Annotated in this window: 21 protein-coding genes and 1 pseudogene; 9 read left to right on the top strand and 13 right to left on the bottom strand. The window is 64.1% G+C overall.

What is annotated here, in order from left to right; translation table 11 throughout:
- Positions 1 to 2: 2 nt before the first annotated feature.
- From ACVDG8_RS04995 to ACVDG8_RS04975, 5 genes are all read right to left on the bottom strand, one after another.
- Positions 3 to 2,441 (bottom strand): GcvT family protein, encoded by a 2,439-nt coding sequence (locus ACVDG8_RS04995; RefSeq protein ID WP_447253713.1) that lies wholly within the window; start codon positions 2,439 to 2,441, stop codon positions 3 to 5.
- 146 nt (positions 2,442 to 2,587) lie between these two features.
- On the bottom strand, positions 2,588 to 3,586 hold the full coding sequence (locus ACVDG8_RS04990; protein WP_447253712.1) for a L,D-transpeptidase family protein: 999 nt from the start codon (positions 3,584 to 3,586) through the stop codon (positions 2,588 to 2,590).
- 174 nt (positions 3,587 to 3,760) lie between these two features.
- A complete protein-coding gene (locus ACVDG8_RS04985; RefSeq protein WP_455707573.1) occupies positions 3,761 to 4,000 on the bottom strand; it encodes a hypothetical protein in 240 nt (79 codons plus the stop codon).
- A gap of 49 nt (positions 4,001 to 4,049) precedes the next feature.
- Positions 4,050 to 4,937 carry a transcriptional regulator GcvA gene (locus ACVDG8_RS04980; RefSeq protein ID WP_447253710.1) on the bottom strand — a complete coding sequence of 296 codons (888 nt, stop codon included), beginning with the start codon at positions 4,935 to 4,937 and terminating at the stop codon, positions 4,050 to 4,052.
- Between the two features lie 104 nt (positions 4,938 to 5,041).
- Positions 5,042 to 5,182, bottom strand: coding sequence for a hypothetical protein (locus ACVDG8_RS04975; protein WP_455707893.1), 141 nt, complete (start codon positions 5,180 to 5,182; stop codon positions 5,042 to 5,044).
- Here ACVDG8_RS04975 and ACVDG8_RS04970 point away from each other — a divergent pair.
- The 4 genes and pseudogenes from ACVDG8_RS04970 to ACVDG8_RS04955 all read left to right on the top strand — a co-directional run bounded on the left by ACVDG8_RS04970 (position 5,129) and on the right by ACVDG8_RS04955 (position 7,516).
- A pseudogene (locus tag ACVDG8_RS04970) lies at positions 5,129 to 5,543 on the top strand (VOC family protein). The gene ACVDG8_RS04975 and the pseudogene ACVDG8_RS04970 sit on opposite strands and share 54 nt — an antisense overlap.
- 32 nt (positions 5,544 to 5,575) lie before the next feature.
- Positions 5,576 to 6,307, top strand: coding sequence for an SDR family oxidoreductase (locus ACVDG8_RS04965; protein WP_447253708.1), 732 nt, complete (start codon positions 5,576 to 5,578; stop codon positions 6,305 to 6,307).
- A 77-nt stretch (positions 6,308 to 6,384) separates the two neighbouring features.
- Complete coding sequence (locus ACVDG8_RS04960) at positions 6,385 to 6,915, top strand: cupin (protein WP_447253707.1); 531 nt, start codon at positions 6,385 to 6,387, stop codon at positions 6,913 to 6,915.
- A 127-nt stretch (positions 6,916 to 7,042) separates the two neighbouring features.
- On the top strand, positions 7,043 to 7,516 hold the full coding sequence (locus tag ACVDG8_RS04955) for a dihydrofolate reductase family protein (protein WP_455707572.1): 474 nt from the start codon (positions 7,043 to 7,045) through the stop codon (positions 7,514 to 7,516).
- A gap of 19 nt (positions 7,517 to 7,535) precedes the next feature.
- Here ACVDG8_RS04955 and ACVDG8_RS04950 read toward each other — a convergent pair whose 3' ends face one another.
- The gene (locus ACVDG8_RS04950; protein WP_455707571.1) at positions 7,536 to 7,901 is read right to left on the bottom strand and encodes a hypothetical protein; all 366 of its coding nucleotides are present in this window, start codon (positions 7,899 to 7,901) and stop codon (positions 7,536 to 7,538) included.
- Between the two features lie 133 nt (positions 7,902 to 8,034).
- Here ACVDG8_RS04950 and ACVDG8_RS04945 point away from each other — a divergent pair, with 133 nt between their 5' ends.
- On the top strand, positions 8,035 to 8,988 hold the full coding sequence (locus ACVDG8_RS04945; RefSeq protein WP_455707570.1) for a GNAT family N-acetyltransferase: 954 nt from the start codon (positions 8,035 to 8,037) through the stop codon (positions 8,986 to 8,988).
- A gap of 235 nt (positions 8,989 to 9,223) precedes the next feature.
- On the opposite strand, the gene ACVDG8_RS04940 is transcribed toward ACVDG8_RS04945, so the two are convergent.
- Together ACVDG8_RS04940 and ACVDG8_RS04935 are read right to left on the bottom strand one after the other, a co-directional pair.
- Positions 9,224 to 9,529, bottom strand: a complete 306-nt coding sequence (locus ACVDG8_RS04940) for a DUF2934 domain-containing protein (RefSeq protein WP_447253702.1) — start codon at positions 9,527 to 9,529, stop codon at positions 9,224 to 9,226.
- Between the two features lie 102 nt (positions 9,530 to 9,631).
- Positions 9,632 to 10,195, bottom strand: a complete 564-nt coding sequence (locus ACVDG8_RS04935) for a DNA-3-methyladenine glycosylase (RefSeq protein ID WP_447253701.1) — start codon at positions 10,193 to 10,195, stop codon at positions 9,632 to 9,634.
- A gap of 882 nt (positions 10,196 to 11,077) precedes the next feature.
- Between ACVDG8_RS04935 and ACVDG8_RS04930 the strand changes: the two genes are divergently transcribed.
- Positions 11,078 to 11,506, top strand: coding sequence for a DOPA 4,5-dioxygenase family protein (locus ACVDG8_RS04930; protein ID WP_447253700.1), 429 nt, complete (start codon positions 11,078 to 11,080; stop codon positions 11,504 to 11,506).
- Between the two features lie 215 nt (positions 11,507 to 11,721).
- The gene (locus tag ACVDG8_RS04925) at positions 11,722 to 12,219 is read left to right on the top strand and encodes a hypothetical protein (RefSeq protein WP_447253699.1); all 498 of its coding nucleotides are present in this window, start codon (positions 11,722 to 11,724) and stop codon (positions 12,217 to 12,219) included.
- 71 nt (positions 12,220 to 12,290) lie between these two features.
- On the opposite strand, the gene ACVDG8_RS04920 is transcribed toward ACVDG8_RS04925, so the two are convergent.
- From ACVDG8_RS04920 to ACVDG8_RS04900, 5 genes are all read right to left on the bottom strand, one after another.
- Positions 12,291 to 13,412, bottom strand: coding sequence for an ABC transporter permease (locus ACVDG8_RS04920; RefSeq protein WP_447253698.1), 1,122 nt, complete (start codon positions 13,410 to 13,412; stop codon positions 12,291 to 12,293).
- A complete protein-coding gene (locus tag ACVDG8_RS04915; protein WP_455707569.1) occupies positions 13,409 to 14,098 on the bottom strand; it encodes an ABC transporter ATP-binding protein in 690 nt (229 codons plus the stop codon). The genes ACVDG8_RS04920 and ACVDG8_RS04915 overlap by 4 nt, the downstream gene beginning before the upstream one ends.
- Before the next feature lie 33 nt (positions 14,099 to 14,131).
- The gene (locus tag ACVDG8_RS04910; RefSeq protein ID WP_447253696.1) at positions 14,132 to 14,746 is read right to left on the bottom strand and encodes a Tgt2/MlaC family protein; all 615 of its coding nucleotides are present in this window, start codon (positions 14,744 to 14,746) and stop codon (positions 14,132 to 14,134) included.
- A 9-nt stretch (positions 14,747 to 14,755) separates the two neighbouring features.
- On the bottom strand, positions 14,756 to 15,694 hold the full coding sequence (locus tag ACVDG8_RS04905) for a sulfotransferase family protein (RefSeq protein WP_455707568.1): 939 nt from the start codon (positions 15,692 to 15,694) through the stop codon (positions 14,756 to 14,758).
- Between the two features lie 277 nt (positions 15,695 to 15,971).
- Positions 15,972 to 16,988 (bottom strand): type III polyketide synthase, encoded by a 1,017-nt coding sequence (locus tag ACVDG8_RS04900; protein WP_455707567.1) that lies wholly within the window; start codon positions 16,986 to 16,988, stop codon positions 15,972 to 15,974.
- Positions 16,989 to 17,327: 339 nt separating this feature from the next.
- On the opposite strand from ACVDG8_RS04900, the gene ACVDG8_RS04895 reads away from it, so the two are divergent.
- Positions 17,328 to 18,032, top strand: a complete 705-nt coding sequence (locus ACVDG8_RS04895; protein ID WP_447253693.1) for a class I SAM-dependent methyltransferase — start codon at positions 17,328 to 17,330, stop codon at positions 18,030 to 18,032.
- Entirely contained in the window at positions 18,029 to 19,201 is a 1,173-nt protein-coding gene (locus tag ACVDG8_RS04890) for an NAD(P)/FAD-dependent oxidoreductase (RefSeq protein WP_447253692.1), read from the top strand. Before ACVDG8_RS04895 ends, ACVDG8_RS04890 begins: the two co-directional genes overlap by 4 nt.
- The last annotated feature ends 193 nt before the right edge of the window (positions 19,202 to 19,394 follow it).

Raw genomic sequence — 19,394 nt, 5'->3', positions numbered from 1 at the left:
GCTCAGCGTCGCGCCCTGGCGGACGTCGGATCATAAGGCGAATCCGCGATGACTTTCGCGATCTTCCATTCGCCGAGGATGGCGACGTCGAGCTTGGTGCCGGGCTTGCTCAGACGCTCCGGCAGCAGCGCCAGCGCCACGTCGTGACCGAGCGAATAGCCATAGCCGCCCGACGTGATACGGCCGACAAGCGCGCCGTCGCTATAGAGTCCTTCATTGGCAAGCGTGCTGGCGCCGTCGGTGTCGATCCTGAGCGTCACCGAGCGGCGCTGGTCGTTGCGCGCCTTGTATTTCAGGACCGCGTCACGGCCGACAAAATCGCCCTTGTCGAGACGGATGAAGCGCTCCAGCCCGCTCTCCAGCGCGTTGAGTTCCGGGTTCATGTCGCGATACATGGCGCGATAGGATTTTTCGAGCCGCAGCGACTCCAGCGCGTGCAGTCCGACCAGCCGCAGGCCGTGCTTCTCGCCCTGCTCAAGAATCGCGTCCAGCAATTGCCGCTGGTAGGCGAGGGGATGGTAGAGCTCCCAGCCGAGCTCGCCTTCATAGTTGACGCGCAGCAGCCGCACGTCGCTTGCGAGAGCCACGCTCCCGGTCTTCACGCCGAACCATGGGAAGGCCTCGCTGGAGAGATCGATCTCGGTAAGGGGTTGCAATACGTCTCGCGCGTTCGGCCCGACGACCGTGAAGCAGCCGCGGTCGTTGGTGACGTTTTTCAGGGTTACACTTCCATCGGCGGGAAGCAGTCTTGAAAGGTCGTCGAAATTCCAGCGTTCCGCACGCGGCGTCGAAATCAGGTAGAAATTGTCCTCACCTAGCCGCGCCACCATGTACTCGGCCTGCACTCCGCCGGCGGCCGTCAGGTGATGCGCCAGAACCGCCTTGCCGATCGCAGGCAAGCGGTTGGCAAGGATGCCATCGAGCCACGCGGCAGCGCCTCGTCCCGACACTTCGAACTTGGTCATCGGCGTCATCTCGACCAGGCCGACGGCGTTGCGCACCGCCTGCACCTCCTCGCCGACGAAGTTCCCCTTCGGCGTCCAGCGCCAGCTGTACTGGTCCTTGGCCTCGACGCCCTTCGGCGCGAACCAGTTTGGCATCTCCCAGCCATTGAGCACGCCCCAGACCGCGCCAAGCTTGGTCAGCCGGTCATAGGACGGCGCGGTCTTTTGCGGTCGACCGGCCGGCATGTCCTGCCCCGGATATTTCTGCTCGGCATGCGTGCCCCAGGCTTCGCGGACTTTCGCGCGCGTCCAGGTCTTGTTGGCGTAGTCGCCGAAGCGGCGCGGATCGAGATCGGAGACGTCAAGGCTGTTGCCGCCTTCGACGATCCGCTCCGACAGATAATAGCCTATCGTGCCGCCCCACAGGATGCCGCCCGGCACGCCTTCGGCCAACCAGACATTGGGCAGCCCCCAGGCCGGTCCCATCAAGGGCAGCTCATCCGCCGTCATCTGGAAAGGCCCGCGCACATTGGCCTTGATGCCGACGCGCCCTAAGGCCGGCACCAGCCGCAAGGCCTGCTCCCAGTTCCACGCCACGGCGTCGAAATCCTCTTCGAGCAGATCGGCGCCGAACCATGCCGGCACGCCGTCCTCGGCGAACAGCTTCAGGTGCTCGGTGCGCTCGTAAGGCCCGAACATCAGTCCGTCGCCTTCCTCGCGCAGATAACCCTCGAAACCCTCGTCGCGCAGGATCGGCATTTCGGGCCGTCCCGCACGCTTGCGCTCGATCACCTCCGGCACCGCCTCGGTGATCCAGTACTGGTGCAGGATGGGGATCGCCGGGATGTCGAGGCCGAGCAGCGCGCCGGTCTGGCGTGCATAATTGCCTGTGGCTGAGACCACGTGCTCGCAGGTGATGTCGCCCTGGTTCGTCTGCACCAGCCACTCGCCGCTTGGCGTGCGCTTGAAACCGGTGACCTCGGTGTTGAGATAGATCTTGGCGCCCAAATCCCGCGCGCCCTTGGCCATGGCATGCGTCACGTCGGCCGGCGCGATATGGCCATCGTCGGGATGGTAGAGCGCGCCTAACATCTCTTTGTTGTCGAGCAGCGGCCACAGTTTGCGCGCCTCATCCGGCGTCAGCAGCTGCGCCCGCATGCCTTGCACCTCGGCGACGCTCATATAGCTCTTATATTCGTCGAGCCGGTCGCGGCTGTTGGCGATGCGCAACTGGCCGCATTTGTGCCAGCCGACCGGCTGCCCGGTCTCTGCCTCCAGCCCTTCATAGATCTCGATCGTCTTGTTGATCATCCGCCCGACATTGATGTTGCGGGCATAGGACGGAATCAGCCCCGCCGCGTGCCAGGTCGAGCCTGCCGTCAGCTGGGTGCGTTCGAGCAGCGCCACATCGGTCCAGCCGCGCTTGGCCAGGCCATACAGAATGCCTGCGCCGACGCACCCGCCACCAACGATCACCACCCGCGCATGTGCCTGCATCGAACCCTCAAATCAGACTATTTCAGAGACAGCGCCGCCGAAGCTACAAGCCGGGAAAGGCCGTGTAACGTCTCCAAAAACTGGGGATGGTGATAAATTGGGCTTATGCAGCGATCTTGCGTGGCAGGCACACGACCTGCCGGCATTCACTGGGCTTGCCCGTTCTGCGCCGTCTCGTCTTTGAAGTCGACTTTCGTGCCCGGCTTGACCATGGCGGCAAGGTCTTCGGCGTCCCAGTTGGTCAGCCGGATACAGCCATGCGAGAAGGTCGTTCCGATTTTGCCGGGGTCGGGCGTGCCGTGGATGCCGTAGCTCTCGATGGAGAGGTCGATCCACACCGACCCGACAGGATTGTTCGGCCCGGCGGCGATGGTGAAGGGCCGCTTGGCCCTGACGCCTTTGAAGGCGAATTTCGGATTGTAGTGATAGGTCGGGTTGCGCACCACGCGCTTGACCTCCGCCGCGCCGCTCGGCGCCGGCTTTTCCTCGCTGCCGATCGAGGCCGGATAGACCGCAAGCGGCTTGCCGGACCGATCGAGCACGCGCACCAGCCGGGCGCTCTTGTCGACCTCGATACTGGCGACGGCCATTGGAGGATCGCCGCGGCCGACATCGGGCACCACCAGACTCGTATCGGCCTTCCCGAACCCGGTTCGAGGATTGAGCATCCGCAGCAATCGTTCGCTGACATGGAAACGCTCCGCCAGCTTCTCCTGCGCGTTGTGGTATCCAAGTCGCTTAAGATGGGCCATCCTCTCCATGCGGCTGGGGATCCGCCGCGTGAACGGGCCGCGCACATCTTTCGCCGTGACCTCATAGGTGGTCAGCACCGGGCCGGCGAAGGTCGCCGCGAGCTTGTCCCAGGTTTCGCGCGTCAGCTTGCCGTCCGACGGCAGTCCGTTCGCCGCCTGGAACGCCGCGACGGCCTTGCCGAAATTGTCGGAAAGGCGGCCATCGATCAGGCCGGGGGAGAAGCGGGCGCGATCGAGAAGAATCTGCGCCTTGAGCAGCATCGGATCGACACCTTTCGGAGTCCCCTCGCTGAACCCGGCCTTGTTGATCGCGTCGGGATCCAGCCTGGCGGCCTGGCTCCCGGTGCATGCAAGTCCGATCGCAACCGCAACTCCGAGAAGGAACCTGATCATCCTGTCGCTCCGGGGCTGAGACGAGAGCCTGCCTCTATGACGCGGCAGGGTCGATCTGGTTCCTGTCGCGCAGCGCGACGGAAAGGAGCGATGTGGCCGAAGAACAGGTTTTCAATAAGGGGCTATGAGGCGTCTAAAAGACCGCGACGCGCTTCAGGCCGCCAGCGGCGGCTCTCACCCGCTGGAACTAAGCTTCTGGATGCGTCCCTTATCCAAACGGAACACCCCGTCAGTTCCGCCTTGCATCTCGAAATCAGTCTGAAGCTCATCCCATGTGCCGAGATATTTGCCGCACTCGGCGCAGTGGATCGCCGTTGTGGGTTGAGCATCGGCCGGAATCTGCAAACGGATAGTGCCGCAAAACGGGCACTCAATTTGTGATCCAGATACTCGCCGGCCATGATTGGGCAGCATCGCGCAATCGGTACGGCTTCGCAAGTCGGGATCTCGACAAGCGCTCGCTTCAGCCCGGCTCCATCTCCGCGAACAGCCAGTCGCGGAACGCCTTGACCTTGCGCTGGCGGATCGCCTCGGGCGGGTAGACGAGATAGAAGCTGGAGACGGCTTTCAGCGCATGGTCGAAGGGCCGCACCAGCCGGCCGGTGGCAAGGTCGGCCGAGACCAGCATGGTGCGGCCGAGCACCACGCCTTCGCCTTGCACGGCCGACTCGACCGCGAAGGTGGCGGAATCGAAGGTCAGCCCGCTGTTCGGATCGATGCCTTCGACGCCGGCGCTCGCCAGCCATGCCGCCCAGTCGATGCGATAGCCATCGCGGATCAGCGTGTGGTGTTTGAGGTCCTGCGGCGTCTTGAGCGGATGCGGCCCTTCGAGCAGGCGCGGGCTGCAGACCGGAAACACCTCCTCGCCGGTGAGGAATTCAGATGTCAGCCCGGAATAATGCCCGCCGCCATAGCGGATCGCGACATCGATGCCGTCGCCGAGGAAATTGGTCAGCCTGCCGGTGGTCGAGACGCGCACGTCGATGTCGCCATGGGAGCGATGAAAACGGTAGAGCCTCGGCACCAGCCATTTGCCGGCAAAGCCGTCCGAGGTGCTGACATTCAAGGTCGCGTTGGAATGCCGGGCGGTCGCCGACTGTGTGGCAATCGCCAGCTGGTCGAGCACCTCGCGTACCGCCAGCGCGTAAGGCTCGCCGACAGGCGTCAGCCGCACAGAGCGCGTGGCGCGCTCGAAGAGCTGCACGCCAAGCTGCTCCTCCAGGTGCTTCACCGCCCGGCTGATGGCGCCATGCGTGAGGTTGAGCTCATCCGCGGCCCTGGAAAAATTCAGGTGGCGAGCGGCGGCCTCGAAGGCCGGCAAGGCGTTGAGCGGCGGCAGTCTGTGGACCATGGCCAGATCGATTTGTGAGCGTTAGTAACAAATACTTGCCAAATTTTGGTTTGTCTGTCGAGCCTTTACCGGCCAAAAATCCTCACAGCATTTGTGATCAAAGCTCACTTGAAACCTGCGAGGACAACATGGCCACCGTTCATCCCTTCCTCTGGTTCAACCTCGATGCCGAAGCCGCCCGCGACTTCTATCTGTCGGTTTTCAAGAACGGCCGAGCGCTGGAGACGATCGAGTTCACCGACCATGTCGGCGGCACCGGAACACCGCATGCGGTCTTCGACTTCGAGCTCGAAGGCCAGCGCTTTACCGCTTTGAACGCCGGCCGGATGCCGGCCTTCAACGAGCGGATCTCTCTACATCGAGACCAGGGACCAGGCCGAAACCGACTATTACTGGAACGCGTTGACCGCCGATGGCGGCTCGGAACAGCCCTGTGGCTGGCTGAAGGACAAGTTCGGCGTCTTCTGGCAGGTCATTCCCACGCAGGCCTTGCTGCTGATGAACGACCCGGACCGCGTCAAGGCCGGCCGGGCGCGCCAGGCGATCTATTCGATGAAGAAGATCGTCCTTGCCGATATCGAAGCGGCTTGCGCCGGCCGCTCGTAACGCAATCCGTATCCCGAACACAGGAGGATCCCATGACCAAGCTCGGCGGTAAAAAGATCATCGTCGTCGGCGGCAGCTCCGGCATCGGTTTCGGTGTCGCGGCCGCCGCGCTCGAAAACGGTGCCGAATTGGTGATTGCCGGCCGCTCGGCCGACAAGCTTAAGGCGGCTGAACAGCGGCTTGACGGGGCAGGACGCGTAAGAAGCATCGCCGCCGACATGGCCAATGAGACCGACGTCGCGCGCCTGTTCGACAAAGCCGGCGCCTTCCATCATCTGGTCGCGACGGCCGGCACGCCGCCGCCCAATTATCCGATCGGCGAGGCCGACATGGATGTCGTGCGCGGCTTCCTCGATAGCAAGTTCATCGGCGCGGTGATGCTGGCCAAGCATGCGGTGCGCACATTGAACAAGGGCGGCTCGATGATCTTCACCTCCGGCATCAACAAGGACCGTCCGCCGGTGCCGGGCGGTTCGGTGGTCGCGGCGGTCGCCGGCTCGTTCACCTATTTCGCCCGCGCGCTGGCGCTGGAACTCGCGCCGACGCGCGTCAACATCGTCTCGCCCGGCTGGGTCGACACCGAGATGTGGGATGAGATCGTCGGCGAAGCCAAGTCAGGCTATTTCGATCAGATGGCCGCCCGCCTGCCGGCCGGCAAGGTCGCCAAGCCTGCCGATATCGCGCCGGCCTATCTCTATCTGATGCAGAACGAGTTCATGACTGGCGAGACGGTCCATATCGATGGCGGGCAGAGGCTGGTGTGAGGGGGCGAAGATGCCAATCGGGATCAGAATCCGCGCAAAACCGTTGGACAGCTATTGAACTTACAAGGAGCGCAACGGTGAAAACACGCGCAAGACAGATCGAGCCGCTCGCCTTCCGTTTCGCCGATGACGGCTTCGTGCCCAACCACCCGCGCTGGCCGATGCTGATCTATCCCGGCGCGGTGCTGTTGCCGGACAATGTCGATCCGGCCGCCGTGTTCGAGGACATCTTCGGCGCCAATGGCTGGGGCGACGGCTGGCGCAACGGCATCTTCGACCACGTCCACTACCATTCGAGCATTCACGAAGTGCTGGGCATCGCGCGCGGCACGGCAGAGGTGCGCTTCGGCGGCGACAAGGGCAAGGTGCTCGAGGTCAAGGCCGGCGACGTCGCGGTGCTGCCAGCCGGCACCGGCCACCAACGACTGTCCGCTTCGGCCGACCTTCTGGTCGTCGGCGCCTATGCGCCCTTCGGAACCTATGACCTGTGCCGAAGCGCTGCCGACCACGCCGGCGCGCTGCGAACCATTCCGAAAGTCGGCCGACCCGACACGGACCCGGTCTATGGCGGCGACGGCCCGCTGCTCGAGGCGTGGAAGGAAGACTGAATGGGCGGGATCGTTGCTGTCGAGCATCTGACGCTGGACGGTGTGTTCCAGGCGCCGGCGCGCCGATGAGGACACGCGAAATGATTTTTGGCATGGCGGTTGGGGCAATGCCGGCAACGACCCGAAGATGCAGGAGACTATCGGCAGCGCCATGGCCGGCGGCTGGTCGCTGCTCGCCGGCCGCACGACTTATGAAGACCTTTACGAAGGCTGGGTCGTACGCCAGCCCGCCAGCCCGATGACGAAGGCATTGACCGGCGCGCGCAAGTTCATTGTTTCGCGCGATGCGAGCTATCCGCTTCGGTGGGAAAACGCGACGCTGCTTGCCGGCGAGGCAGCGCAGACAGTGCGCGAGCTCAAGCAAGGCCATGACAAGGCGCTCATCATGTTCGGCAGCGGCGCCTTGCTGCGCACGCTGATGCGGCATGGGCTCGTCGACGAGCTGGTGTTGATGATCCACCCGCTGGTGCTGGGCGACGGCGCGCGCCTTTTCGAGGCGGGGCAGGGGCTCTCAAAGTTGAAACTGGCGAGCCAGGTCGTGACCGCGACCGGCGTCGCCATCCTCACCTACGGCTTCGACATTCAGGTGGCAGAGGCTTGAAACCGTAATCAGATGCGACTTACGGATACTGCGTCTTCTTCGGCGAGTAGGTTGCCGGGTCGAAGTCCAAATCCTTGGGCAGCGGCTGGCTCGAGCATTGCAGATGCACCTGGCGGGCGAGCAGCCGTCGCTGGTCCTGCTCATGCTGCTTGATGGCCGCCACCATGCCCATGCTGTAGGGGCCAAGCAGCACGCCCATCCCCCAGCCGGGATGGTCTTTCTCGCGTTTGGCGTAGTCCGCGGCCGCCGTGCGGGCCTGCTGACATTCCGGCGACGCCCATTTCGGGTCCTGCTGCGAGAGCGATCCGGCATAGTCGGCCGGAGACGCAACGCATCCCGCCACCACGGCGCCGAGCGCGACGACCATTGCGATTGCATCTTTCAAGTCCCCGCTAAATTAGGCCGCACACTACACAGAATGCGCCATCCCGCAACCGCGACGGGTGGTCGTCAGGCGGCGCTTCGACAACGGCTTGCCCGCGCTCGACAGCACCGCCGAGCCTTGCCAAGGTGTCTTTATGGCGACTCTCGAGATCACCGAACTGCGGCTGATGCAGGGCCTGGCGCAGCAGGTGACAGGCTTGCGGCCGGAGCTGCTCAACGGCGACGCCGCCGTCGGCGAGCTGGCCTGGGTGTGGGCCAAGGATTACGACGCGCTCGGTGGCTTCTGGCGCCACCGGCTGTGGTTCGTCGACGGTGCGCTTGCCGGCTGGGGCTGGGCGTGCCTGCCATATCGTGTGCCGCGCGGCGATGGCACGTTTCGCGAAAGCGATCGCGCCAATCTGACCTGGCAGGCGCATCCGGAACGGCCGGAGCTGCTCCACGACATCCTCGACTGGTACGACGAAGCGGCGGATGGCATCGACCGCCTGCTGACCGTGCAGTCCGCTGACACGGCGGCGCAAGCAATCGTCGCCGCGCATGGCTATGCCTTCGACGCGCAAGCCGGCGCCGACGACGGATCCTGGGTGCAGTTCAACGCGCGCGCGCTGACCGACGTGCCCGACCCGGTGCTGCCCGAGGGCTTCCGCTTCCGCACGGCGGCCGATGTCTCGGCGGCGCAAGCGGTGCGGGCGCATCGCGATGCCTGGCATCGCTCCGCCTTCAACGAGACAGCCTTCGAGCGGGTGCGGCAGACCTGGCCCTACCGGGCCGACCTGCATGTGCTGGTCGAAGCGGCGGACGACACGCTGGCCGCGAGCGCGATCATCTGGCTGGACGAGGCGACCCGCACCGCCGAGTTTGAGCCGGTCGGCACGCATCGCGACTTCCGCCGGCGGGGTCTGGGCAAAGCCTTGCTACTGCACGGCATGCAACGGGCCAAGGCTGCCGGCGCCACAAGCATGCTGGTCGCCTGCCTCGGCGCGCCGGCACACCCCGCGGCGCGCAACCTCTATCTCGGCGTCGGGTTTCGCCGGATCAGCCTCGACCTGCCGCGGATCAAGGTTGGGCGCGGTTCACTTTTGCCGTGAAACTAGCGCGATGGCGAAACCATCCGCCCCGTCTGGGCCGGGGTTTTAATTTGACCCGGTCGGGGTCCCTGCGAAAAGGCAGAGCAATCGCATAGGGCGTTCCCCACTCCGTCTCGGCTTCGCCGAGCCAGAGGTGGCTCGGCGAAGCCGAGACGGGGACTGGCGCTGCCCCATGCGATCGTCTTGCAGACGAAGCACACTGCCGGCGTCCCGCTGGGCCGCGATCAGCCCAAGCTCACGCCGACTTTTCGCGCTTGCCGCGCTTTTTCGACACCGTGTCGTCCGCCGCCGGCCCTTCAGGCCGATTGCTTGTCGCCTTGCGCGCCAGCGCCTCGGCGGCGAGCGGGTCCGGCCGGCCGGCCGGGATTATCACCGCGCCGGGCATCGCGGCGCCCGGCTGTTCGCCGAGCCCGTCATCCTCGCGCTCGATTTCTTCGCGAGCCAGCTGCCAGTGTTCCTCATGCTGGCCGTGCGCTCCGCCGCTGCGTTGCCAGATCTCATAGGCGCGGCGCTTGATGCGGTCGTATTTGTCGTTCGCCATTGTCTGCTCCTCCGTCATCTGCTTCCAACGCGCGCCAGACGCGAACGATCCATGACGCGGTCGATCCATGACGGCGAGCGGGAGCGGGGATTGGGTTCCGGATCAAAACCGCCGGCTGAGATAGCGCGAGCCGGCAAGCCCGAACCGCCATTCCAGCTCCACCGCCTTGGTCAGCCCGATGCGCCGCCCGCTGACCACCGCCGCCGGATCGATCCGCGAGCGGGCGAAGGCGAAGGGCGCAGCACCGAGCGACAGGCGGTTGTGCGAGCCGTCTATGCCAAGCGCCTGGCAGAGTTTTCCGGGGCCGGAGCAGTAGAGCCGCTCGTCCCCGGTGCCGCGCCGCTCCCGCATCTGCGCGATGCCGGAGAGCGGTTGCAGCGCGCGGACCAGCACCGCGCTGCCCGGCAGGCACACCGCGTTCAGGCACCAGTGCAGGCCGTAGCTGCGGTAGACATAGGCGCTGCCTGGCTGGCCATACATCGGCGCGTTGCGCGGCGTTAAGCCCCGAAAGGCATGCGATGCCGGATCGTCCGGTCGATAGGCCTCGGTCTCGACGATGATGCCGCCGGCGCCGGAGAGCGTCAGCGTCGCGCCGATCAGCGCGCGTGCCACCACCAGCGCGTCGCGCGCGAAGAAGTCGTGCAGGGAGTCGGGGCTAGCGCTCATCGCTTCCTCATGCAGCATAATCGTATAGGGTGTTCCCTCACTCCGTCTCGGCTTCGCCGGGCCACCTCTCCCCCTCCGGAGGGAGAGGAAACGCTAATCGCCAAGGCCGTTACGTCAACAATTGGCATTTCCTCATCCCCCACTTTGTGGGGGAGGTGGCTCGGCGAAGCCGAGACGGAGTGGGGGCTGGCGCTGCCTATGCGATTGCCCGAGCTCATAGACTGCGGCGCATCGAAACGATGGATGCCTCTGCGAGCTGATGCAAGTGACCGGCGTCCCCGTTGGGGTAAGTGGGTGGGTTGAGGGCTGCTGCCCGGCGAAGCAAGCCTCCCCGCATATTCAAAATAGCTAATAAATCAAAATACGATATGGCGTCTTCGCGGACCTTTGCAGATCCATGGGCCGGCGGCCGTAACGCAATGCCCGCCTCGAGCGCCGGCAGATAAGCTCAAGCAGCAGGGCAATCGCCTACGGCGGCGCCAGCCCCGGTCCGGCCGCCGCGGCCATCTCTTTCCTGCGTCCATGAGGGAGAGGAAACGCCAAGCTTTTCAAAGCCGCGACCGCTTGACAGCGATCAATGATATAAGGCATCCCTAAATTAGTGAGGGTCATCAAAAAGGGGTGCGTTATGAAAAAGAAATACGAGAGGCCGGTTTTTCATCGCAAGGGCAAGTTGTCGGCCGTTGTCGCCACGGGTTCCGCACCGCCGGTGGTAAAGGGCTAAACCTGATCGAATGCTGACTGAAGATGCCCGCCGCTCGGCGGGCTTTTCTTTTTCGCGAGCTCGGGTCGCTATTTTTGCCGTCCGAAAGCCAGTCGGTCGCGGCATCTATGCAACGGCGCCGCCGCGCGCGAATATCGCTGAGCCCATCGAAGGGGATCATGGATATGAACAAAGCCAATCCGTCCAGGCCGAGGCCGCTTGCCGAGATCGCCAGCTATCACGCCCATATCTACTATGGCGACGAGACTGAGCGGCGCCACGCCGAATGGCTGCGCCTGCGCATCGGCGAGCGTTTCCGCGTGCGCCTGGGCAATTGGCGCGACGAGCCGGTCGGCCCGCATGCCAAGGCGATGTACCAGGTCTCCTTCGCCACCGAAATTTTCGCCACGCTGGTGCCCTGGCTGATGCTGAACCACGGTGGCCTGAGCATCCTCATCCACCCCAACACCACCAACCCCAAGCGCGACCACCTGATCGACCCGATCTGGATAGGGCGGGCGCTGGCGGTGCATGGCGAGGTGCTAGGTGAGGAGGACGAGGCGGAAGAAGCGCTGGAGGTGAATACAGAGCCGACGCTGGCGGTGTGAGGCAGAGCAATCACCTATGGCGGCGCCCACTCCGTCCGCTGCGCGGAAAGGCTAACCCGTTCAGGCCGCAATCTCAACGATTGGCATTTCCTCTCCCTCCGGAGGGGAGAGGTGGCTCGGGCGAAGCCCGAGACGGAGTGGGGGAACCACCTATGCGATTGCCCTGCGGTGTGAAGGAGCGGCAGCCTGGATGAATAGGAGCGAAGGAGCATCTTATGTTGGATCACTGGAATGACTTTTTTGTCATGGTGGGCGGCGGCTCGGCAGCGCTTGCAGGGTTGATTTTCGTCGCGATCTCGATCAATCCCGAACGCATTGTCCGAAACACGACACATAAGAACCGGGCAATCAATATGCTGTCAGGCTTCAGCGCAATTTTCATGGCCTGTAGCCTTGCGCTTTTGGGAGATCAATATCTTCCGGCACTTGGCCTTGAATGGCTTTTCCTCTGGCTTATAGCAACATTCATATTCATCAGAGGTTATGTTGTAGCTATCTTATCGGGGATGAGTTCTATCGGGTTGACCCTGCCGCGGCTTGCGGGCGGCACAATGTGTTATCTTGCTGAAGTTATTGGCGCGCTTTTCCTTATTCTCGGACGCAGCGCAGGACTTTACATCGCGGCCATTGCAACCATTGTCTTGTTCGCCTTCCTCATCTCGGGGGCATGGCTCCTTGTCACCGGCATCTACGAAGACCCAACCGAGGGATGAGTTCCGCCCCGGCTCTTCTGTCCGTCGACACACATAGGCGGCTTCCTCAATGAACACGCGACCCGCCAGCGTCAGATCTTGCGGAGCGCGTCGGCAGGCAGAAGGCGCGTGGCGCGCCAGGCTGGGTAGAGCGCGCCGAGGGGCCCGGCGATGAAGACGAAGATCAGCGCCTGCGCGATCGACCAGCCTGACAAATAAGGCACGATCAGGCCCGCCGCGAACTTTGTCTTCGCCGCCATTTCCATGGCAAGGGCGCCGAGAATGATCCCGATGACCCCGCCGGCTGCGCTCATGATCACGCCTTCGATGAGAATGAGCCGGAGAATCCGCCGCGGAGACCAGCCAAGCGCCGCGAGAACGCCAATCTCGAACGTTCGTTCGTTCACGGCCATCAGAAGCGTGTTGGCAACGGCGACAGAGGCCATCGCCATGACAACCAATGAAATTGTCCGGGCAATCGCCTGAAGCAGATCGAAGATGCGGATGCTGCTGGCGAACTGCTCGGTGTCGCCGACCTCGAACCCCGGTGCGGCTGCGATCAGCCGGGTTCGCGCAACAGCGATGTCGTTCTTGTCGAGCGGCCGCTTCAGCCTCACCTCGTACAAAGTAAACACGTCTTGGCGCGACAGGAGTTGCTGCAGCCCTTCGAGCGGAACGATCGCGCTGTTCTGGTTCAGCACGGACGAGAACGATGCGATGCCGACTATCTGGTAGGGCTGGAACTGGAGCTCGACCGTGTCGCCGACCCGCTTGTCCAATGCGGCAGCCATCGACTCGCCAAGGATTACGGGCCACTGGTCCCCCGGTGCGGGGGGCCGTCCCGCCACGAGGCGCAAGTCGTTCCACAGGAAGCTGCCGCTTGGCCAGCCGGCCATGACAATATTCGCGGCGTCGTCGGCGGTGGTGATGTTGAGGAGAACGCCCGACACGGCCTCGACATTTGGCACCGCGGCAAGCCCGGAGCCCAGCGACCTGGGCACGGTGCTGCTCACCAGGTTGAACGCGCCGCGCTGGCTCACCACCAGGTCCGCGCCGTTCTCGTCGATTCCCGATGCGAATGAGTGCTGGACGCCGGCGGTCAGGCCGGTAAGCGCCACAAACCCCGCGACCGCCAGGGCGATGCCGAGAACCGTAAGCAGCGTGCGAAGCGGCCGCGCAATGAGACCGCGCAAGGGAAGGGTCAGCTCTGTCATGGGTTGGCGTATCGGGGCGCAGGCGTCGGCGCCGTCCGGCTGTCCGACCGGATGCGGCCGTCGGTGATCTCGACGCGCCGCCCGCACAATGCGGCCACGTCCTCGTCATGCGTCACCACGATCACCGCGGTACCGAACTCGCGATGCAAATTGCCGATGATGCTCATCACCAATTGGCTCGTCTGCACGTCGAGGCTTCCTGTCGGCTCGTCCGCAACGAGAAGCTTCGGACGGTTGGCGAGCGCGCGGGCAATTGCAAGCCGCTGGCGTTCGCCGCCCGAAAGCTCGGCCGGCCGCAGCGTGGCGCGCTCGGCAAGGCCGAAATGGGCCAGAAGCTCGAGCGCGCGGACGCGACGCTGCCTTGCTCCGCCGAGGTTTCCCAACAACGCCACCTCGATGTTCTCGCGCGCCGACAAGGACTGGAGCAGGAAGAAGTTCTGGAAGACGATGCCGATCCTGCTGGCCCGGACAGTCGCCCACGCAGCCCTGCTGTTGACGGCCCGTCCTTCGAACCGAACTTCGCCGCGTGTCGGCCGGTCGAGCCCACAGATAAGGTTTAGGATCGTGGACTTGCCGCTCCCGCTGCGCCCGACAATGGCGACGGTCTCGTCATCCTCAATTGCAAGCGACACGCCGTCAACGGCGACAATGCGGCCGCCGTCAAAGTCGCGGCCGACATTGCTCAATTCGACGAGGAGGACATGAGCACGAGCGAGGAGTCATACCCGGCCTTTCCTGAGATCGGCGACAAGTGCCGGGATCGAGCCGCCATTGCCGGCGAGCAGCTGGGCAACGCGGTCCCGCTGCTGCACGGTCACGGAGCCGCCGTCGACAAAGACATCGCCGATGCACAATTGTCCGCGGCAGTGGCGGACACGCCAGTCCACGGATGTCGGGCCGTGCAGCGGCCGGCGGAATTCGCTGCGCACCAGGATGTCGCCGTTGGCCAGGGCCTTTGTCTCGAGCACGGTAAAAGTCTTGTCCTGGGTCCGCTCCAGCCTGTCGGCCAGCCTGTGCGCAATGGCATAAAGCAGCGCATCGACCACCGAGGCGCGGTCGTCCGCGCTGGCGCGGCGCCAATACGTCCCGAGCACGGCTTGGGCGATCCCCCTGCCATCGAAGGCCGCGGAGATCGAGCGCAGCTGTCCCTCGGCGGATCCACCGTGGCCAAGCGCAATCGCCGCCTGGCGCACAGTCTCAACCAGCTTGACCGCATCACTCTGCTCATCGGCGGCTGCCGAAAGCGATGGGGCGCAGATCGCGAGTAGCACGGAGACGAGCAGCAGCCGGGCCAACGCTGCCCAGCTTGCGTGCGACCTTAGGGCTGCTGTCATGATCCTATGTCATCCAATGCGCTGTTGGCTGTCAACGTCGAGCCTCTCGGAAGCCTGTGCCGGCGCATGCCCAAAAGCGGCGGCCAGCGGGTCGAGGCGCGCTACCCGCGCTTTCTGCCTTTCCGTCAGGCCGGGATGGCGGCTGCGCACCTGTTTGACGAACGTCGCGGCGACCCGCTGCATTCCCTCCTCGCCGCCGGGGGGAAACGGCAGGCCGAGTTCACGGTAGATCCGCTTCATCTCGCCCACGGGGTCGGCGGTGAGATCCTGCAGCCGCACTTCCGCGAGGTCGGCAGCTGGAATGCGGGCTCTATCCGCCAGATAGTGCATCTCGGTCGCGAGATATTCGCGGGTGATGATCTCCTCCTGCTCGTCCTCGGGCAGGGGCGGCTGCAGCGCGAATGCACGCTGCAATTCGCGCGCCAGAAGGAGGTTGGACCGGAACACGGTTTCCGGCGAACGCGAGATGTGGACAAACTTGGCGCCCGGAAACAGGTCCAGCAGGTAGCGGACGCGCGCCGTATGGCTCGGCGACTTGAGCAGAAGCCGCCGCCCGCCCGCAACCAGCGTAAGCTTCTGGACGAAAGCCAACTGATGTGAGCGCCAGCGGCTGAACTCGTCCGCCGAAAGCGCGTCGAGATCGTGATATCGATTGAAGAAGGCCTGCCGGCGGGGAAGCATGGCGCGTCCAGCGAGGACGGACATCCCACCCATATTGTTCAACGCGAAATCGTCCTCTGCCGGCAGCCTGGCGCCCACCGGCACCACGGCGTCGAGGCGCGTCAACGGCAGCAAGGGCACGAAAAGGTAGCGCAGGACAACCCAGCCGAGGGCGAAACTCTGCGGCGCCAGGACCTGCGGCCAGCTCGGCGATCTCAGGCCGGGATCGGCTGCCAGCAGGTTCTGCAGGAACGTCGTCCCGGATCGGAAGTAGCCGAGAACGAACACAGGCGCGTTATCCCGCTCGATCCGGGAGGGCGCAGCCGCAGCCATGCCCCAACAAATAAGCGCTCCGGCAGGGAGGCGACCGTGCTGATCCCCGAAAGCACGAGCAGGAGAACCAGGCGCGGCCAATAAGCGGGAGGGATCTGGCCTTGCGCGCGCCACAGGATCCTCAGCACGGCGTCAAGAGGCGCCACGCACATGAAGTGCGGATACGGCAAATAGGGCGCCAGCCAACGGGCTGAGAAAGCTTGGATGCGGTGCCGGACAGTGTTCGATGGCATCAGGCAGTCCGGAACATCATGGTCTCGGTGGTCAATCCTGGCCCGAACGCCATGCCGCAGCCGAGCAGGCCCGACGGCTCCTTAAGCATTTCGGCCATCACGAACATCACGGTTGCCGACGACATGTTGCCGTATCGCCGCAGCACTTCGCGCGATGGGGCGAGCGCGGTCGGCTCCAGTTTGAGTGCCCGCTCGACCGCGTCGAGCACGGAGCGGCCGCCGGGATGCACCGCCCACAAATCGATCTCCCTGGCCGGCCTGCCGCCGAGGATGGCCGGATGGTCGTTGCGCAGCGTCTCGCGCACCGCGCCGGGAACCTGGCCGGACAGCACCATGTCGAAGCCGTCGTCGCGGATGTGCCAGCTCATCAGCTCCTTGCGCTCCACCGCCACGATGGCGTGGAAGCTTTCGAGCAGGATGCCGTGCGGCTCGGCGGTGACAAGTGCTGCCGCGCAACCGTCGCCCCACAGGCAGAACGAGATCAGCTTCTCAAGCTCGGTGGCTTCCCTGAAATGCAGCGTGCACAATTCGATGTTGACGATCAGCACGCGGGCTTTCGGGTCGGAGCGCACGATATGGCGTGACAGCTTCAAGGCGTTGATTGCGGCATAGCATCCCATGAAGCCGACGATGGTGCGCTCGACCGACGTCGGCAGGCCGCATCGCTGCACCAGTTCGAGGTCGATGCCGGGCGCCGAAAAGCCGGTGCAGCTCGTCACGATCAAATGCGTGATCAGCGAGCGGTCGTCGTCGGCCAAAAGCTTGTCGACGGCCTTTTGCGCCAGCTCGGGTGCCGCGGCCTCGTACATCTCCATGCGGATTGCGGTGCTGGCGAACGAGCCCCTGACCGAGGTGCCGTCGCGGTCGATTGCCCCGCCACGCGGATCGTCGGCGGGCGCAAAGCAGGAATAGCGATGTTCGATCCCGGCGAGGGCGACCATTCGTTCGAAGAGCGTAAGGCGCTGGGCATCGTCTTCGAGCAGCGAAGCTCCATAGCGAAGGTAGAACTGATGCACGTCGTGTTCCGGTACTGACGTGGCAACGCGGTTCAGATAGGCGTTAGGGGACAAAATTTCTCCGACAATGAGCCCAGTCGGGTCTCACAAGAGGTCTACGAATTGGGGAAGCGTTTCCTATGGCAAACGTCGGCATAGGGTATTTTATTGCGCGCCGCCGATATTTCTCATTAGGAAACCGTGATATCAGCCTTCGGTATTGTACGAAAGAGACCAAGCCACGTCATTCGATTCATCTGCCCTTCGTCCGGAACCACGATGCCGTGCGATAGAATTGACCCCGGCGCACGTTCGCGTGATATCAGCTCTCTTTTGGCATAAGGGTGTCCGATCCATCGCATGACCGACATAAACGTCCGGCATCTGGAGCCAGAGCTCCTCGACGGCCTCCCGGCCGATGATCCTCGCGCGATCGCATCGCGCCGTGATCTCGTTTGGATCAATGCATTGATGTTCCAGGCGAGGTTCATGGCATTGCTGATGCGGGCCAACGTGCAAACGCCGCCGCTGCGCATCCTTGAAATAGGTTCCGGTGACGGAAAGTTCATGCTGACGGTGGCGCGGCTGATGGCGCGGCGCTGGCCCAATGTCGAGATCCTCATGGTCGACAGGATCGGGCTGATCGGAGAGGATGTGTGCATCGCTTTCGCCGAATTCGGTTGGCGGGCGCAACCCGTAACCGCCGATCTATTCGAGTGGACACCGGACAGGCCCTTCGATCTTGTCTGCGCCAACCTTATCCTCCATCACTTCGACGACGCGCGCCTCCAGGAGCTGTTTTCCCGGATCTTGACGATGGCCCCGGTGCTCGTTGCGACGGAGCCGCTGAGGGGCAGGCTGCCGCTTGCCGCGACACGATTGCTGCCATTGATCGGCGCCTGCGCGGTGACACTGAACGACGCGGCGCAAAGTGTCCGCGCCGGTTTCCGCGGCACGGAACTTTCGCAATTGTGGCAAGCGTCGGGGGGAACGCCTGTGATCGAGGCTCGCCGCGGCCTGTTCACCCAGGCTTTTGTCGGCGCCAGCGTGCCCGGCGCCAGATGATGCACGACGCAATCGTCATCGGTGCCGGCCCGGCCGGCAGCTCTACCGCCATTGCGCTGGCCCAAAACGGCTGGTCGGTGGCAATGGTGGAGAAGGCGGTGTTCCCGCGCCGAAAGGTCTGCGGCGAATTCATGTCGGGGACCAGCCTTGCCTTGCTTGACCGGTTGGGCGTCGGCGAGATCTGGCGCGCGGAAGCCGGCCCGGAAATACGTCGCGTCGGCTTCTTTTCGGGCGATGTCTGCGCGCAGGCGCCAATGCCGATCGCGAGCACCGGTCTCGGCCGCGCGCTCGGCCGCGATCGTTTGGATACCATCCTGTTGCAGGCCGCCGAGCGTGCGGGTGTCGAAATTTTCCAGCCTTGCAAGGCCGTCGCCATTGAGCGGCGCGACGATTTGCAATGTGTGACCGTTGAGGTGGGCCAGCAACAAAAGGTCTTGAGCGCGCCTGTCATCATTGCCGCGCACGGATCGTGGGAGGCAGGCAAACTCCCAAGCCAGCTTGAAAGAACAAGCCGACCCTCCGACCTTTTCGGATTCAAGGCGCATTTTACCGGCGCAGCCCTTGCGCCCGACCTGATGCCGTTGCTGGTGTTCCCGGGCGGCTATGGCGGAATGGTCACGGCCGATCGCGGCCGGGTTTCGATTTCCTGCTGTATCCGCAGGGATGTTTTATCCGGGCTGCGCGAGCGCTTTGGAAACATCGCGGCCGCCGATGCACTGTCGCGCCACGTCCTGGCTTCGTGCCGAGGCGTAGGGACTGTGCTGTCCAGTGCGGAACTCGATGGTCCATGGCTCGCCGCCGGACCGATTCATCCCGGCATTCGGGCTGGCTACGATCAGGGCATCTTCCGCGTCGGCAACATCGCAGGCGAGTCGCACCCTGTCATCGCCGAAGGCATTTCGATGGCGCTGCAATCCGGCTGGCTGCTTGCGCGGGAACTGATCGCATCAGGCAAAGGCCGCGAGGGCAACGACGAGGCCGGACATCGCTACGAACGCGCATGGCGTCGGCAATTCTCGGCTCGGCTGCGTGCCGCGGCCTTGATTGCCAAAATAGCGCTTGGGCCTGGCGGAGCGACGGCCATGCGTGCCGTGATCAAGAGTTTCCCGGCGGCTTTGACGCTTGGCGCCCGATTGAGTGGAAAGACCCGGCCTGTTCCGGGCTTTTGACGTCGTGTAGCGCGGCCCGCCATTGTCTGCGACGTCTCGAGACTTTGACGCTGAGCGATGTCGGCGCCTCAGGCGCTGAACCACCGTGGCTTGAGCATCCTCATCCACCCCAACAAACCCCAAACGCGACCACCTGATCGACCCGATCTGGATCGGTCTCGCGCCGGCGGTGCATAGAGAAATGCTGGGGGAG

This window comes from Mesorhizobium sp. ORM8.1 (assembly GCF_053005525.2).
This window is presented reverse-complemented; position numbering and strand designations above follow the sequence as displayed.